Annotated in this window: 12 protein-coding genes and 1 pseudogene; 4 read left to right on the forward strand and 9 right to left on the reverse strand. The window is 62.1% G+C overall.

Translation table 11 applies throughout. From position 1 onward, the window contains the following. The 9 genes from nuoJ to E0F99_RS24410 form a co-directional block, all read right to left on the reverse strand. A partial coding sequence (gene nuoJ / locus E0F99_RS24370; RefSeq protein ID WP_130908970.1) for an NADH-quinone oxidoreductase subunit J occupies positions 1 to 415 on the reverse strand: 415 nt, incomplete at its 3' end. Between the two features lie 9 nt (positions 416 to 424). Then, positions 425 to 973, reverse strand: coding sequence for an NADH-quinone oxidoreductase subunit NuoI (nuoI, locus tag E0F99_RS24375; RefSeq protein WP_003174725.1), 549 nt, complete (start codon positions 971 to 973; stop codon positions 425 to 427). Positions 974 to 984: 11 nt separating this feature from the next. Further along, positions 985 to 1,992: an NADH-quinone oxidoreductase subunit NuoH gene (gene nuoH, locus E0F99_RS24380; protein WP_083357964.1), complete on the reverse strand. Its 1,008-nt coding sequence runs from the start codon at positions 1,990 to 1,992 to the stop codon at positions 985 to 987. Continuing rightward, complete coding sequence (nuoG, locus tag E0F99_RS24385; RefSeq protein ID WP_083357965.1) at positions 1,989 to 4,703, reverse strand: NADH-quinone oxidoreductase subunit NuoG; 2,715 nt, start codon at positions 4,701 to 4,703, stop codon at positions 1,989 to 1,991. Before nuoG ends, nuoH begins: the two co-directional genes overlap by 4 nt. 135 nt (positions 4,704 to 4,838) lie before the next feature. Continuing rightward, a complete protein-coding gene (nuoF, locus tag E0F99_RS24390; protein ID WP_083357966.1) occupies positions 4,839 to 6,194 on the reverse strand; it encodes an NADH-quinone oxidoreductase subunit NuoF in 1,356 nt (451 codons plus the stop codon). Next, on the reverse strand, positions 6,191 to 6,688 hold the full coding sequence (gene nuoE, locus E0F99_RS24395) for an NADH-quinone oxidoreductase subunit NuoE (RefSeq protein ID WP_003174721.1): 498 nt from the start codon (positions 6,686 to 6,688) through the stop codon (positions 6,191 to 6,193). The genes nuoF and nuoE overlap by 4 nt, the downstream gene beginning before the upstream one ends. A 2-nt stretch (positions 6,689 to 6,690) precedes the next feature. Beyond that, complete coding sequence (gene nuoC, locus E0F99_RS24400; RefSeq protein WP_083357967.1) at positions 6,691 to 8,475, reverse strand: NADH-quinone oxidoreductase subunit C/D; 1,785 nt, start codon at positions 8,473 to 8,475, stop codon at positions 6,691 to 6,693. Positions 8,476 to 8,547: 72 nt separating this feature from the next. After that, a complete protein-coding gene (locus tag E0F99_RS24405; RefSeq protein WP_017527180.1) occupies positions 8,548 to 9,222 on the reverse strand; it encodes a NuoB/complex I 20 kDa subunit family protein in 675 nt (224 codons plus the stop codon). 10 nt (positions 9,223 to 9,232) lie between these two features. Beyond that, positions 9,233 to 9,646, reverse strand: a complete 414-nt coding sequence (locus E0F99_RS24410; protein WP_003219575.1) for an NADH-quinone oxidoreductase subunit A — start codon at positions 9,644 to 9,646, stop codon at positions 9,233 to 9,235. 502 nt (positions 9,647 to 10,148) lie between these two features. On the opposite strand from E0F99_RS24410, the gene lexA reads away from it, so the two are divergent. The 4 genes and pseudogenes from lexA to E0F99_RS24430 form a co-directional block, all read left to right on the forward strand. Continuing rightward, on the forward strand, positions 10,149 to 10,766 hold the full coding sequence (gene lexA / locus E0F99_RS24415) for a transcriptional repressor LexA (protein WP_083357968.1): 618 nt from the start codon (positions 10,149 to 10,151) through the stop codon (positions 10,764 to 10,766). Beyond that, positions 10,766 to 11,380, forward strand: a complete 615-nt coding sequence (gene imuA, locus E0F99_RS24420; RefSeq protein WP_083357969.1) for a translesion DNA synthesis-associated protein ImuA — start codon at positions 10,766 to 10,768, stop codon at positions 11,378 to 11,380. The genes lexA and imuA overlap by 1 nt, the downstream gene beginning before the upstream one ends. A gap of 7 nt (positions 11,381 to 11,387) precedes the next feature. Next, entirely contained in the window at positions 11,388 to 12,803 is a 1,416-nt protein-coding gene (locus tag E0F99_RS24425) for a Y-family DNA polymerase (RefSeq protein ID WP_083357970.1), read from the forward strand. After that, positions 12,779 to 15,469, forward strand: a pseudogene (locus E0F99_RS24430) (error-prone DNA polymerase); the annotation flags it as partial. The gene E0F99_RS24425 and the pseudogene E0F99_RS24430, both read left to right, overlap by 25 nt. Between the last annotated feature and the right edge of the window lie 48 nt (positions 15,470 to 15,517).

Consider the following 15,517-nt stretch of genomic DNA (forward strand, 5'->3'; position numbering starts at 1 on the left):
GGTACGGGCCAAACGGGCTGAGTCCCACGGCTTTCGCGCTTACGTGGGTGTGGCCCATGGCCCGGCCGCTCTGGTGAGCGAACATCACATACAGCAGTTCACCCAGCAGCAGCGCTGCCAGGATGACCGGGCCGAGCCAGATGCCGGGCTTGAGCCAGACGCGTTCCTGGGCGACCGAAGCCGGCCCCAGGTTGAGCATCATCACCACAAACACGAACAGCACCATGATGGCGCCGGCGTAGGCGATCACTTCCAGGACACCGGCAAACGGTGCGCCGAGGCTGAAAAAGGTCATGGCCACGGCGATCAGCGAAATAATCAGGTAGAGCAGGGCGTGCACGGGGTTGGTGTTGGTGATCACGCGAAGCGTGGACACCACTGCAATACCCGACGCGAAATAGAAAGCGAATTCCATCTTTCTTCCTTAAGGCAGCAAGCTCTTCACGTTGATCGGCTCGGCTTCGTTTTGTGCGGCGCCCTTCGGCTTACCGGCAACGGCCATACCTGCAACACGATAGAAGTTGTAATCAGGGTTTTTACCGGGACCAGAGATCAACAGATCTTCTTTCTCGTACACCAGGTCCTGACGTTTGAACTCGGCCATCTCGAAATCCGGTGTCAGCTGGATCGCGGTGGTCGGGCAAGCTTCCTCGCAGAGGCCGCAGAAAATGCAGCGCGAGAAGTTGATGCGGAAGAAGTCCGGGTACCAGCGACCGTCTTCGGTTTCAGCTTTCTGCAGGGAGATGCAACCCACCGGGCACGCCACGGCGCACAGGTTGCAGGCTACACAACGCTCTTCGCCATCGGGGTCGCGGGTCAGCACGATGCGGCCGCGATAGCGCGGCGGCAGGTACACCGCTTCTTCCGGGTATTGCAGGGTGTCGCGTTTGCGAAAGCCATGGCCGAAAACCATCACCAGGCTTCGCAACTGGGTACCGGTACCCTTAACGATGTCGCCAATATATTTGAACATGGGTCAAATCCTCACTGAACCGCGCCGGCTGGCGTGTTCAACAACACAACAGCAGCCGTCACCAGCAAATTGATCAGGGTCAGCGGCAGGCAGAATCTCCAGCTGAAATCCATCACCTGGTCATAGCGTGGGCGCGGAATAGAGGCGCGCAGCAGGATGAACAGCATGATGAAGAACGCCGTCTTCAAGAAGAACCAGAAGAACGCCAGTTGCGGCAGGATGTTGAACGGACCGTGCCAGCCGCCGAAGAACAGCGTGACCAGCAGGGCCGAAATCAAAATGATGCCGATGTATTCGCCGACGAAGAACATGCCCCATTTCATGCCGGCGTATTCAATGTGGTAACCGTCGGCCAGTTCCTGCTCCGCTTCCGGCTGGTCGAAGGGGTGACGGTGAGTCACGGCGACGCCAGCGATGAAGAACGTACAGAAGCCAAAGAACTGCGGAATGATGAACCACAGGTTCTGCGCCTGGTACTCGACGATGTCGCGCATGTTGAACGAGCCGACCTGCACCACGATGCCCATCAGCGCCAGGCCCATGAACACTTCGTAGGACACGGTCTGGGCCGAAGCCCGCAAGCTGCCCAGCAGGGCGAACTTGTTGTTACTGGCCCAGCCGGCGAACAGCACCGCATAGACCGACAGACCGGCCATGGCGAAGAAGAACAGCAAGCCGATGTTCAGGTCCGCCACGCCCCAGGTTGGGGTGATCGGGATGACGGCGAAGGCGATCAGCAAGGCGCTCATGGCCACGACCGGTGCCAGGGTGAAGATCACCTTGTCGGCAAACGGCGGGGTCCAGTCTTCCTTGAAGAACATTTTGAGCATGTCGGCAGCGATCTGGAACATGCCGAATGGGCCGACGCGGTTCGGACCGTAACGGTCCTGCCACCAGCCCAGCAGGCGACGTTCGACGAAGCTGAGCAGGGCGCCCGCGACGACCACGGCCAACAGGATCACGATGGCCTTGACGACCGAGATGATCACGTCGATCACTTCAGGGGTGAACCAGGTCATTGCGCTGCCTCCTGCAGACCGTCAACGGTTTGGCCAAAGATCGCCGGTGGAATACCGGCGAGGCCTTTCGGCAGTGCAACCAGGCCGGCACTCAACTCGTCGTTGATGCGCAGCGGCAGACGCAGGGTCTTGCCACCGACGCTCAAGCTGAGCAGGGCACCGTCGTTGACGCCCAGGCGGTCGGCTTCGGACTTGGCCACAGACACGTAGGCGTGTGGAATGCGTTCTTGTACCGGCGCGGCTTTGGAAGAGGTCTCTTCGCTGCCGAACAGGTGGAAGAACGGCACAACCTGCCAAGTACCCTGAGCCGGGTTGAACGGACGCGGTACAGCGGCGAACCAGTTCAGCGAATCACCGCTGCTTTCGATCAGGCGGGTGCCCGGGTCGCCAGCGCGGATGTGACCACCGACTTCGTCCTGGAACTTGTTCCAGGCCTGTGGCGAGTTCCAGCCCGGCGACCAGGCAAAGGGCACCTGCTGACGTGGCTCGACCGACCCCGAGTAACCTTCCATGGAGAAGGCGAACGCGGTGTCGATGTCTTGCGGCGTACGCGGTTCGTGCACACTGATGTCGGCGCGCATGGCAGTACGGCCGGAGTAACGCAGCGGTTCACGGGCAAGCTTCATGCCCTTGATGCGGAACGCGGCGGACGGTGCAGCGTCGACGATGCGCGCCAGTTGCGGGGCGCTGGCGGCAGCAGCTGCGGTAACGTGGTCGAGCTGGGTCCAGTCAATCGGCTGGTTCAGCAAGGTCGCGCGCAGGGCATGCAGCCAGCGCCAGCCTTCGTGAACCAGGATGCTGGCGTCCATGTACTTCGGATCGAACACCTGGAAGAAGCGCTGGGCGCGGCCTTCCTGGCTGACCAGGGTACCGTCGCCTTCGGCGAAGGTGGCGGCTGGCAGTACCAGGTCGGCGCGATCGCTGGTGGCAGTCTTCTGGTGGTCGGCAACGATCAGCACCTTGGCGGCATCCAGCGCGGCGTCGACCTTGGCCGAATCCGTGCGGGTGTACAGGTCGTTTTCCAGTACCACGATGGCGTCGGCTTTACCGTCAGTCACCGCTTGCAGAGCGGCGTCCAGGGATTCGCCACCGAGCATGGCCAGGCCGAGGCTGTTGGCTTCCGGCACGACCAGGCTGATGGAACCGTTCTTGTCGCGCAGCTTCAAGGCTTTGGCGATGTTGGCAGCGGCTTCGATCAGTGCCTTGGAACCCAGCGAGGTACCGGCAATGATCAAGGGGCGCTTGGCGGCCAGCAGGGCGTCGGCGATACGTTGGGCGAGTTCACCGGCTTCAGTGTCCAGGCCTTCGACGGCAGGCGCGCTGGCGTCGAGAGCGTGAGCCACGGCGAAACCGATGCGGGCCAGGTCGTCAGGTGCGGCGTGGACGCATTCTTCGGCGATGTCGTCGAGCTTGGTTTCTGCAAGGCTTGCGATAAACAGCGGGTTCAGCGCGTGCTGGCCGATGTTTTTCACCGCAGCGTCGAGCCAAGGCTGTACGCGCATGGCGTCGGCCATGTCTTCGGCCTTGCCTTTGACCGACTGGCGCAGCGACAGCGCGATACGCGCGGCGGTCTGGGTCAGGTCTTCACCGAGCACGAAGATCGCGTCGTGGTCTTCGATGTCGCGCATGTTCGGCACTGGCAACGGGCTGTCGTTCAGCACTTGCAGGACCAGGCGGATGCGCTCCAGCTCAGCGGCTTCGATACCGCAGTAGAAGTGCTCGGCGCCGACCAGCTCGCGCAACGCGTAGTTGCTTTCGAGGCTGGCGCGTGGCGAACCGATACCGACGATGTTGCGGCCGCGCAGCAGGTCGGCGGCTTTATCCAGCGCGTCGTCCAGGCTCAGCTTGGCGCCATCGGCCAACAGCGGCTGGCGTGGGCGGTCTTCGCGGTTGACGTAGCCGTAGCCGAAACGGCCACGGTCGCACAGGAAGTACTGGTTGACCGAACCGTTGAAGCGGTTTTCGATCCGGCGCAGTTCACCGTAGCGTTCGCCCGGGGAGATGTTGCAACCGCTGGAGCAGCCATGGCAGATGCTCGGCGAGAACTGCATGTCCCACTTACGGTTGTAGCGCTCGGAGTGAGTTTTGTCGGTGAACACACCGGTCGGGCAGACCTCGGTGAGGTTGCCGGAGAACTCGCTTTCGAGCACGCCATCTTCAACGCGACCGAAGTACACGTTGTCATGGGCGCCGAATACGCCCAGGTCGGTGCCGCCGGCATAGTCTTTATAGAAGCGCACGCAACGGTAGCAGGCGATGCAGCGGTTCATTTCGTGGGAAATGAACGGGCCGAGGTCCTGGTTCTGGTGAGTGCGCTTGGTGAAGCGATAACGGCGCTCGTTGTGGCCGGTCATCACTGTCATGTCTTGCAGGTGGCAGTGACCGCCTTCCTCACAGACCGGGCAGTCGTGAGGGTGGTTGGTCATCAGCCATTCGACAACGCTGGCGCGGAACGCCTTGGATTCTTCATCTTCGATGGAGATCCAGGTGTTGTCGGTGGCTGGCGTCATGCAGGACATGACGATACGACCACGGGTGTCGTTCTCGTCGGTGTACTGCTTGACCGCACACTGGCGACAGGCACCAACGCTACCAAGGGCTGGGTGCCAGCAGAAATAAGGGATGTCGAGGCCTAGTGAGAGACACGCCTGTAACAGGTTGTCTGCCCCATCGACTTCGAGCGCTTTGCCGTCTACGTGGATAGTGGCCATGGTTCAAAGTTCTTCGTTGGCCCGTTGTCAGCGGGCGTGGCTAATGGAATCTTGTTATTCATGTGCATCAACACAGCCATACAGGCGTCAGCACATGAGCAGTTGAAGGGCACTGACCCTTCGCCTTTTGAAGCGTTACGCGCCGACTACGATCGGCCTTGCCAGAGGCGGGACGGCGGCGCTGGTAGGCGCGATGCCGGCTTCGAACTCCGAGCGGAAGTATTTGATTGCGCTGCCCAATGGCTCCACGGCGCCCGGTGCGTGAGCACAGAAGGTCTTGCCTGGGCCGAGGAAACCGACCAGACCCAGCAGGGTCTCGATGTCTCCTGGCTGGCCTTCGCCTTTCTCGATCGCCATCAAGAGCTTCACGCTCCAGGGCAAACCGTCACGGCACGGGGTGCAGAAACCGCAGGATTCGCGGGAGAAGAACTGCTCCATGTTGCGCAGCAACGACACCATGTTCACGGTGTTGTCCACCGCCATCGCCAAGCCAGTACCCATACGGGTGCCGACCTTGCCGATGCCGCCGGCATACATCTGTGCGTCGAGGTGTTCGGGCAGCAGGAAGCCGGTGCCGGCGCCGCCTGGCTGCCAGGCCTTGAGGGTGTAGCCGTCGCGCATGCCGCCGGCGTAATCCTCGAACAGCTCGCGTGCAGTTACGCCAAATGGCAGTTCCCACAGGCCAGGGTTCTTGACCTTGCCAGAGAAGCCCATGAGCTTGGTGCCCATGTCTTCGCTGCCTTCGCGGGCCAACGATTTGTACCACTCCACGCCGTCGGCGATGATCGCCGGCACGTTGCACAGGGTTTCAACGTTGTTCACGCACGTCGGCTTGCCCCACACGCCCACGGCGGCAGGGAAGGGCGGCTTGGAACGCGGGTTGGCGCGGCGGCCTTCGAGGGAGTTGATCAGTGCGGTTTCTTCACCGCAGATGTAACGCCCGGCGCCGGTGTGCACGAACAGTTCGAAGTCAAAGCCCGAACCGAGGATATTCTTGCCCAGCAGGCCGGCGGCCTTGGCTTCTTCCACGGCACGGGTGAGGTGCTTGGCGGCGGTGGTGTATTCGCCACGCAGGAAGATGTAGCCACGGTAGGTTTTCAGCGCGCGGGCGCTGATCAGCATGCCTTCGATCAGCAGATGGGGCAGTTGCTCCATCAGCATGCGGTCTTTCCAGGTGTTCGGCTCCATTTCATCCGCGTTGCACAGCAGGTAGCGGATGTTGATGGATTCGTCTTTGGGCATCAGGCCCCACTTAACACCCGTGGGGAAGCCGGCGCCGCCGCGACCTTTAAGGCCGGCGTCTTTCACGGTCTGGACGATATCGTCCTGGGCCATGTCGGCGAAGGCTTTGCGCGCAGCCGCGTAACCGTTCTTGGCCTGGTACTCGTCGAGCCATACAGCCTCGCCGTCGTCACGCAGGCGCCAGGTCAGCGGGTGAGTCTCGGCCGAACGCTTGATCAGGTTGGCCGGGCCGAAAGAAGTCAGGGTCATGGGTAGCCCTCGAGCAATTGGGTCACGCCAGCAGGCTGCACGTCACCGAATGTGTCGTCGTCGATCATCAACGCCGGCGCCTTGTCGCAGTTACCCAGGCAGCACACCGGCAGCAGCGTAAAGCGGCCGTCCGGCGTGGTCTGACCCAGGCCGATGCCCAGCTTGTTCTGAATCTCACTGACCACGGACTCGTGGCCACCGATGTAGCAGACCATGCTGTCGCACACGCGAATGATGTGGCGGCCTACCGGCTGGCGGAAGATCTGGCTGTAGAACGTGGCCACACCTTCAACGTCGCTGGCAGGGATGCCGAGGATCTCGCCGATGGCGTAGAGCGCGCCGTCCGGCACCCAGCCACGTTCCTTCTGGACGATCTTCAAGGCTTCGATCGACGCCGCGCGCGGGTCTTCGTAGTGATGCAGCTCGTGCTCGATGGCCGAGCGCTCGGTTTCACTTAAGGTGAAACGGTCTGTCTGGATAAGCGTGCTATTCATGCTTAGCGGTCCACGTCGGCCATAACGAAATCGATACTACCCAGGTACGCAATCAAGTCCGCGACCATTTCACCTTTGATCACCGAAGGGATCTGCTGCAGGTGCGGGAAGCTTGGCGTACGAATCCGGGTGCGGTAGCTCATGGTGCCGCCATCGCTCGTCAGGTAATAACTGTTGATACCCTTGGTCGCTTCAATCATCTGGAAGGATTCGTTGGCCGGCATGACCGGGCCCCACGAAACTTGCAGGAAGTGCGTGATCAGGGTTTCGATGTGTTGCAGCGTGCGCTCTTTCGGCGGCGGCGTGGTCAGCGGGTGGTCCGCCTTGTACGGGCCGGCCGGCATGTTGCGCATGCACTGCTCGATGATCTTCAGGCTCTGGCGCATTTCTTCGACGCGCACGATGCAACGGTCGTAGGCATCGCCATTGGCCGCCAACGGCACTTCGAATTCGAAGTTCTCGTAGCCGGAGTACGGGCGCGCTTTACGCAGGTCGAAATCGCAACCGGTGGAACGCAGGCCAGCACCGGTGACACCCCATTCCAGGGCTTCTTTGGTGTTGTACGCCGCGACGCCGATGGTCCGGCCCTTGAGGATGCTGTTGTCGAGTGCGGCTTTCTGGTACTCGTCCAGACGCTTGGGCATCCAGTCGATGAATTCCTTCACCAGACGCTCCCAGCCATTTGGCAGGTCGTGCGCCACGCCGCCGATGCGGTACCAGGCCGGGTGCAGGCGGAAACCGGTGATGGCTTCGATGACCTTGTAGGCGCGCTGACGGTCGGTGAACGTGAAGAACACCGGGGTCATGGCGCCGACGTCCTGGATGTAAGTCCCCAGGAACAGCAGGTGGCTGGTGATCCGGAAGAACTCGGCCATCATGATACGAATGGTGTCGACGCGGTCTGGCACCTTGATGCCGGCGAGCTTCTCGACCGAGAGCACGTACGGCAGGTTGTTCATCACGCCGCCGAGGTAGTCGATACGGTCGGTGTACGGGATGAAGCTGTGCCAGGACTGGCGCTCGGCCATCTTTTCGGCACCACGGTGGTGGTAGCCGACGTCCGGCACGCAGTCGACGATTTCTTCGCCGTCCAGTTGCAGGATGATACGGAAGGCACCGTGAGCCGAAGGGTGGTTCGGGCCCAAGTTGAGGAACATGTAGTCCTCGTTGGTGCCGGAGCGCTTCATGCCCCAGTCTTCCGGGCGGAAGCGTGCCGCTTCTTCTTCAAGCTGTTGCTTGGCCAGGGTCAGGCTGAAGGGATCGAATTCGGTGGCGCGCGCAGGGTAGTCCTTGCGCAGCGGGTGACCTTCCCAGGTCGGCGGCATCATGATGCGCGTCAGGTGCGGGTGGCCGGGGAAGTCGATACCGAACATGTCCCAAACTTCACGCTCGTACCAGCTGGCGTTCGGCCAGATACCGGTGACGGTCGGCACGCTCAGGTCGCTCTCGGACAGGGCGACCTTGATCATCACGTCGCTGTTACGCTCGATCGACAGCAGGTGATAGAACACGGTGAAATCGGCGCCGCTCGGCAGCCCCTGGCGCTTGGTGCGCAGACGCTCGTCCACGCCATGCAGGTCATACAGCATGACGTACGGCTTGGGCAGGTTGCGCAGGAAGGTCAGGACTTCGACAAGCCTGGCACGCGCCACCCACAGCACCGGCATACCGGTGCGTGTGGCCTGGGCGGTGAAGGCGTCAGGGCCAAAACGGTTATTGAGTTCGACGACCACATCCTGGTCGTCTGCCTTATAAGGCGGGATGCGTCGAGCACTGCCTGTAGTCATGGTTTTTTATCGCTTTCGGTCAACGTAAAGAATGAAGCCAGGTTTTCGTTCTATAAAAGAAGCGGTGCTGGATCAGACTTCGTCGGGGCTGCGCAGGTTGGTGACGGCGATTCGCTGTTCGCGGCGCGCATCCTTTTGTGACGGCATCTCGGCGCGGTACACGCCTTGATCGCCGACGACCCAGGACAGTGGGCGACGCTCCTTGCCAATCGATTCCTGCAACAGCATCAAGCCTTGCAGAAATGCTTCAGGGCGGGGCGGGCAGCCAGGCACGTAGACGTCCACAGGCAGGAACTTGTCCACCCCTTGAACGACGGAGTAGATGTCGTACATGCCACCGGAGTTGGCGCACGAACCCATGGAGATAACCCACTTTGGCTCGAGCATTTGCTCGTAGAGACGCTGAATGATCGGCGCCATCTTGATAAAGCAGGTTCCGGCGATAACCATGAAATCCGCCTGACGCGGTGATGCCCGGATCACTTCGGCGCCAAAGCGCGCGATGTCGTGGGGCGCCGTGAAGGCGGTGGTCATTTCCACGTAGCAGCAGGACAGACCGAAGTTGTACGGCCACAGGGAGTTCTTACGTCCCCAATTGACCGCGCCACTCAGCACGTCTTCCAGCTTGCCCATGTAGATGTTTTTGTGGACTTGGTCTTCTAACGGGTCGGAAACGGTTTCGCGTTCGCCGATTGGGTACTGCTCGTTAGGAGCATCCGGGTCGATCCTGGTGAGATTGTATTGCATCGCCAAAGCCTCATTGTTTCAGCTTCGCTTGCCGCTTACGACGAGCTTCCGGAGCCCAGTCAAGGGCGCCCACTCGGAATAGGTAGACAAGGCCTGCCAACAGAATTGCTATGAAAACGAGAGCTTCGACGAATCCGGTCCAGCCGCTTTCGCGGACGGACACAGACCAGGCAAAGAGAAAGAGGGCTTCGATATCGAAGATCACGAACAGCATCGCGACCAGATAGAATTTGGCTGAGAGCCGCAAGCGGGCGCCACCTGTAGGCAGCATGCCGGACTCGAACGGTTCATTTTTGCTGCGACCCCAGGCTTTTGACCCGAGGAGGCTGGAGACACCAAGCATGAAGGCGCAAAGGCCGACAACACCGAGGAGGAAAATGGCAAAGCCCCAGTTGTGGGCCATGAGTCCTGTCGCTTCGGTCATGCTGGAAATCCTTAACAGAGAGCAAAGGTCTCTGAGCTCGAAAAAGTAACGATGCAGTGACGATATGTCGCACTGCAATCAATCGCGATGATTTTATGGCTAAACACCGGGCAAGTAAAATTTCGATAGCGAAATTATTCGATGGAATAAGGACATAGTGCACCTTCTTGGGGCTGCAGCCCTTGAGTGGTGGGCATTAGCGGGGTTTTGAACAATTAAGTTTTGTTTGATCGGTAACGAAGTTTTTATGCGCTAAATGATAATGAATATTGTTTGCGTGGGTGTTAAGCGGGTAAATGTGGTGCCGCGGGGGAAGTTTCTGTTACTTGCTAGATTGCCGCGAGTTGCTTGAGCGGATCTTTTAACCGATTTGATCCAGGCCAATACCGCTCTGGATCAATATTTTGCTCGAAATGCACAAGTGGGGAGCTTGGGGCGTCGACTCAATAGCCCCCCAGCTCCGACTGATGGCTATTGTCAGAAATTTCCCACGAGAGTACAAATGTACTCCATGACGACCTTGACTCCCCGCCGCACCGCCATCCTGACCTTTATCCGCGACCGCATCGCGAGACAAGGCCAGTCTCCCAGCCTCGCCGAGATCGCCGAGGCGTTCGGCTTCGCCTCGCGCAGCGTCGCCCGCAAGCACGTGGTGGCCCTCACCGAAGCAGGCTTTATCGAGGTCAATCCCAACCAGGCTCGTGGCATCCGCCTGCTCAACCAACCCGCCCGCCCCGAATGGCTGGACGTACCCGTCCTCGGCCGAGTTGCCGCCGGCTTGCCCATCGGCGCCGACGCCGAAGTGCACAACCGCCTGCAACTCGACCCTGGCACGTTTGCGAAAATCCCGGACTACCTGCTGCGTGTCCAGGGCGATTCAATGATTGAAGACGGCATCCTCGACGGTGACCTGGTCGGCGTACGCCGCAGTGCCGAAGCCTTCAACGGGCAGATTGTAGTGGCGCGCCTGGACGGCGAAGTCACCATCAAGCGCTTCGAGCGCCACGGCGAGCATGTGCGCCTGCTGCCGCGCAACCCCGCGTATCAACCCATCGTAGTAGGGCCCGATCAGGACCTGGCCATCGAAGGGGTGTTCTGCGGCCTGGTAAGGCAAGGCTGATGGGCGCCGTCGTTGCCCTGGACACGCTGTTCAATGGCGGCCGCGTCTGGAAGGGCCGGCCTGTTGCGTCGCCGGCCAGCGTGCACCCTACCGGGCTTGCGGCGCTGGATGCGGTGCTGCCCAGCGGCGGCTGGCCGGAATCGGCCTTGAGTGAAATCCTGATGGCCAAGGACGGTGTCGGCGAATTGCAATTGGTCTTGCCGACCCTGGCGCGCTTATCAAAGGCCGGCGAGCGCATCGTGCTGGTCGCGCCGCCTTACACGCCGTACCCGCACGCCTGGCAGAACGCCGGGGTGGATTTGCGCCAGCTCTCGGTGATCCAGGCCGAGGAGCGCGATGCCTTGTGGGCGGTAGAGCAATGCCTGCGTTCCGGCAGCTGCGGCGCAGTGTTGTGCTGGCCGCGCAAGGCCGATGACCGTGCCTTGCGCCGCTTGCAGGTGGCTGCGCAAACCGGGCAGACCCTGGCGTTTGCCTGGCGCTCTTTAAATGAGGCGGTCAATGCGTCGCCCGCCGCCTTGCGCCTGGCCGTTGAGGCAAAACCGGCGCAAGTGCGGGTGCTCAAGTGCCGCGGCGGGTTGGCCCATCCGGCGCCGATTGCGCTGGCGGGGCACTGAGGTTGCCATGCTCTGGGTGTGTATTGTGTTCCCGCAATTGGCGCTGGACGGGGTGCAGCGTGTGCACCCGGAGCCCGATCAACCGCTGGCGCTGCTGGCCGGCACGCCGCAGCGCCGCGTGCTGCAAGCTGTCAATGCGGCGGCTCGCGCCCTGGGCCTGCGCCCTGGTCAATCGCTGACGGCGGCGCATGCCCTGGCCAAGACCTTCGCCAGCGCCGAATACGACCCCGCAGAGATCGAGCGCGGGCAGCAGTTTCTCGCGGCCTGGGCCTACCGTTTCAGCTCCCAGGTCAGCGTGTATTACCCGCGTGCCTTGTTGTTTGAGATCGAGTCGAGCCTGGGCCTGTTCGGGCCATGGCCGCAGTTCGAGGCGCGGTTGCGCAAAGAGCTGACCGAGCTAGGGTTTCGTCACCGTATTGTCGCCGCTCCTAATCCAGCGGCGGCGCGGGTGCTGGCGAATAGTTACGATGGCCTGGCCGTGGCCGATGAGTGCGCGCTGCACCAAGCCCTGGCGTCACTGCCGATTGATCGTGCCGGCCTTGAGCCGCAGGCCGCCACCGCCTTGGCGCGCATGGGCCTGCGTACGCTGGCCCAAGTGCAGGCATTGCCCCGGCATACTCTGGCGCGGCGCTTTGATGCGACCTTGCTTAAACACCTGGATGCGCTGACCGGGCAGCGCCCGCTGGGCCTGGCGTTCTATCAGCCGCCGGACCAGTTCGATGTGCGCATCGAGCTGAATTTCGACGTGCAATCCCACCAGGCGCTGCTGTTTCCGTTACGCCGCTTGACCGCTGATCTATCCGCTTTCCTGTGTGGCCGCGACAGTGGCGTGCAGCGTTTCGACCTGCACCTGGAGCACGCCCAGGCGCCCGACAGCGTGATCAAGGTCGGCCTGCTCAGTGCCGAGCGTGAACCGGCGATGCTCTTCGAACTGGCCCGTGGCCGCCTGGAACAGGTGCAAGTCACCTCGCCGGTACGCGGCTTTCGCCTGGTCGCCCAAGACCTGCCGGTATTTGTGCCGCAGCGCCAGGACCTGTTCGACGACCGCCCACAACAGACTTTGCCCTGGGAGCAACTGCGCGAACGCCTGCGCGCACGTCTTGGCGATGAAGCGGTGCAAGGCTTGCGTTTTCATGCCGACCACCGTCCCGAATGCGCCTGGCAAGCCGCCGCCGATAACCGCGCATGCCAAAGCTTGAGCAAGGTGCAACGCCCCGGTTGGCTGCTGCACGAACCGACCTTGCTGGCCGAGCAGGGTGTACAGATTTTGATGGGCCCGGAACGAATCGAGTCCGGCTGGTGGGATGGCGCCGATATTCGCCGCGACTATTACCTGATCCAGACCCGCGCCGGGCAGCAAGGCTGGGCCTATCGCACCGTGGGGCAAAGCGATGGGCTGTGGCTGCAAGGCTGGTTTGCATGAGCTACGCCGAGCTGCATTGCCTGTCCAATTTCAGTTTCCAGCGCGGCGCCTCGAGTGCGCTGGAGCTGTTCGAGCGCGCCAAACGCCAGGGTTATAGCGCCTTGGCGATCACCGATGAATGCACTTTATCGGGCATCGTGCGCGCCTGGCAGGCGGCGAAGGCGGTGGACTTGCCGCTGATTATCGGCAGCGAGGTGCGCATCGAGAACGGCCCGAAATTGGTGTTGCTGGTGCAGGACCTCAGCGGTTACCAGCACCTGTGCCGCCTGATCACCCTGGCGCGACGCCGCGCCGAAAAAGGCCGCTACCGCCTGCTGCAGAAAGACTTCGATCAGCCACTGCCTGGCTTGCTCGCGCTGTGGGTCGCCGAAGACAGCGACACCCAGGCCTCGATCCAATGGCTGCGCCGCACCTTCGCCGAACGCCTGTGGCTGGCGGTGCACCTGCATTGCGGCCAGGACGATGCGCGCCATCTGACGCAGCGCCTGGCCCTGGCCGCCAGCCTGCATATCCCGGCGGTGGCCTGCAGTGATGTGCACATGCATGCGCGTGGCCGCCGTGCCCTGCAAGACACCATGACCGCGATCCGCCATCACGTCACGGTGGCCGACGCCGGCACGCGCCTGCACCCCAATGGTGAGCGGCATCTGCGCAGCCTCGACGCCTTGGCCGCGCTGTACCCGCAAGCCTTGCTCGACGAAACCCTGGCCATCGCGCGGCGCTGCACCTTCGACTTGAGCCAGTTGCGCTACCACTACCCGCGCGAGCTGGTGCCCGAAGGTCAGGATGCGAAATCCTGGTTGCGCCAGCTCACCGAAGAGGGCATCGCCCAGCGCTGGCCGCAGGGTGTCGACGCCAAGACCTTGCAGCAGATCAACCATGAACTGGAGCTGATCAGTGAGCTGGGCTACGAGAGCTATTTCCTCACCGTGCATGACATCGTGCGCTTCGCCCGCAGCCGCTCGATCCTGTGCCAGGGCCGGGGTTCGGCGGCCAACTCGGCGGTGTGTTTTGCCTTGGGCATTACCGAGATCAACCCGAGCCTGATGAACATGCTGTTCGAGCGCTTCCTGTCCAAGGAGCGCAACGAGCCGCCGGATATCGACGTTGATTTTGAACACGAACGCCGCGAAGAAGTGCTGCAGTACGTGTTCCAGCGCTACGGCCGCACCCGAGCAGCGTTGACGGCGGTGGTCAGCAGCTACCACGCGGCTGGCGCGGTGCGTGATGTGGCCAAGGCCCTCGGCTTGCCGCCGGACCAGATCAACGCCTTGGCTGAATGCTGCGGGCGTTGGCGTGAAGATGCACCGCCCTTGGAGCGCCTGCGCGAAGGCGGCTTCGACCCGCAAAGCCCGATCCTGCGCCGCGTGCTCACGCTCACCCAGCAATTGATCGGCTTCCCCCGGCACCTGTCCCAGCACCCCGGTGGTTTTGTGATTTCCGAATACCCGCTGGACACCCTGGTGCCGGTGGAAAACGCGGCCATGGCCGAACGCACCATCATCCAGTGGGACAAGGACGACCTCGACGCCGTCGGCCTGCTCAAGGTGGATATTCTCGCGTTGGGCATGCTCAGCGCGATTCGCCGCTGCTTCGATTTACTGCGCCGCCACCGCAACTTGGACTTGGCCTTGGCGAGCATCCCCAAGGAAGACCCCGCCACCTACGCGATGATCAGCAAGGCCGACACCATCGGTGTGTTCCAGATCGAGTCGCGGGCGCAGATGTCGATGCTGCCCAGGCTCAAGCCGCAAACTTTTTATGACCTGGTGATTGAGGTTGCTATCGTGCGGCCCGGGCCGATCCAGGGCGGCATGGTGCACCCGTATCTGCGCAGGCGTAATAAAGAAGAGCCGACGACGTATCCATCACCGCAACTGAAGGCGGTGCTGGAGCGCACCTTGGGCGTGCCGCTGTTTCAGGAGCAGGTCATGCAGATCGCCATGGTCGCTGCCGACTATGGCCCCGGCGAGGCCGACCAGTTGCGCCGCTCCATGGCGGCCTGGAAACGCCACGGCGGGCTGGAGCCGCATCAAGAGCGCCTGCGCACCGGCATGCTCAAAAACGGTTACAGCGAGGAATTTGCCGCGCAGATATTCGAGCAGATCAAAGGTTTTGGCAGCTATGGTTTTCCCGAGTCCCACGCGGCCAGCTTTGCCTTGCTGACCTACGCCAGCTGCTGGCTCAAATGCCATGAGCCGGCGGCCTTCGCCTGTGCGCTGATCAACAGCTGGCCCATGGGTTTCTACAGCCCGGACCAGATTCTGCAGGATGCGCGGCGTCATCGCTTGCAGATTCGTCCGGTGGATGTGCTGGCCAGTGATTGGGATTGCAGCCTGGAACCCATCGACGGCCAGCAACCGGCGATTCGCATGGGCTTGCGCATGATCTCGGGGTTTCGCGAGGAGGATGGCCGGCGTATCGAAGCGGCCCGCCAGCGCTGCGCGTTCAGCGACATTGCCGACCTCGACGAACGCGCCGGGCTGGATGCCCGCGCCCAGGCGTTGCTGGCGGACTCGGGCGCCTTGCGCGCCCTGGCCGGCAACCGGCACAAGGCGCGTTGGGAGGTGGCGGGCGTGCACAAACAACTCGGGCTGTTTGCTGGTTTGCCCAGCCCCGACGAGGCGATGGTGGAGCTGCCGGCACCCACGGTCGGCGAAGACCTGCACGCCCAGACCGGAAGAGCAACCGTCTGACCTCCAGTCACATTACCC

It is taken from the genome of Pseudomonas antarctica, from assembly GCF_900624995.1.
GTDB lineage: Bacteria > Pseudomonadota > Gammaproteobacteria > Pseudomonadales > Pseudomonadaceae > Aquipseudomonas > Aquipseudomonas antarctica.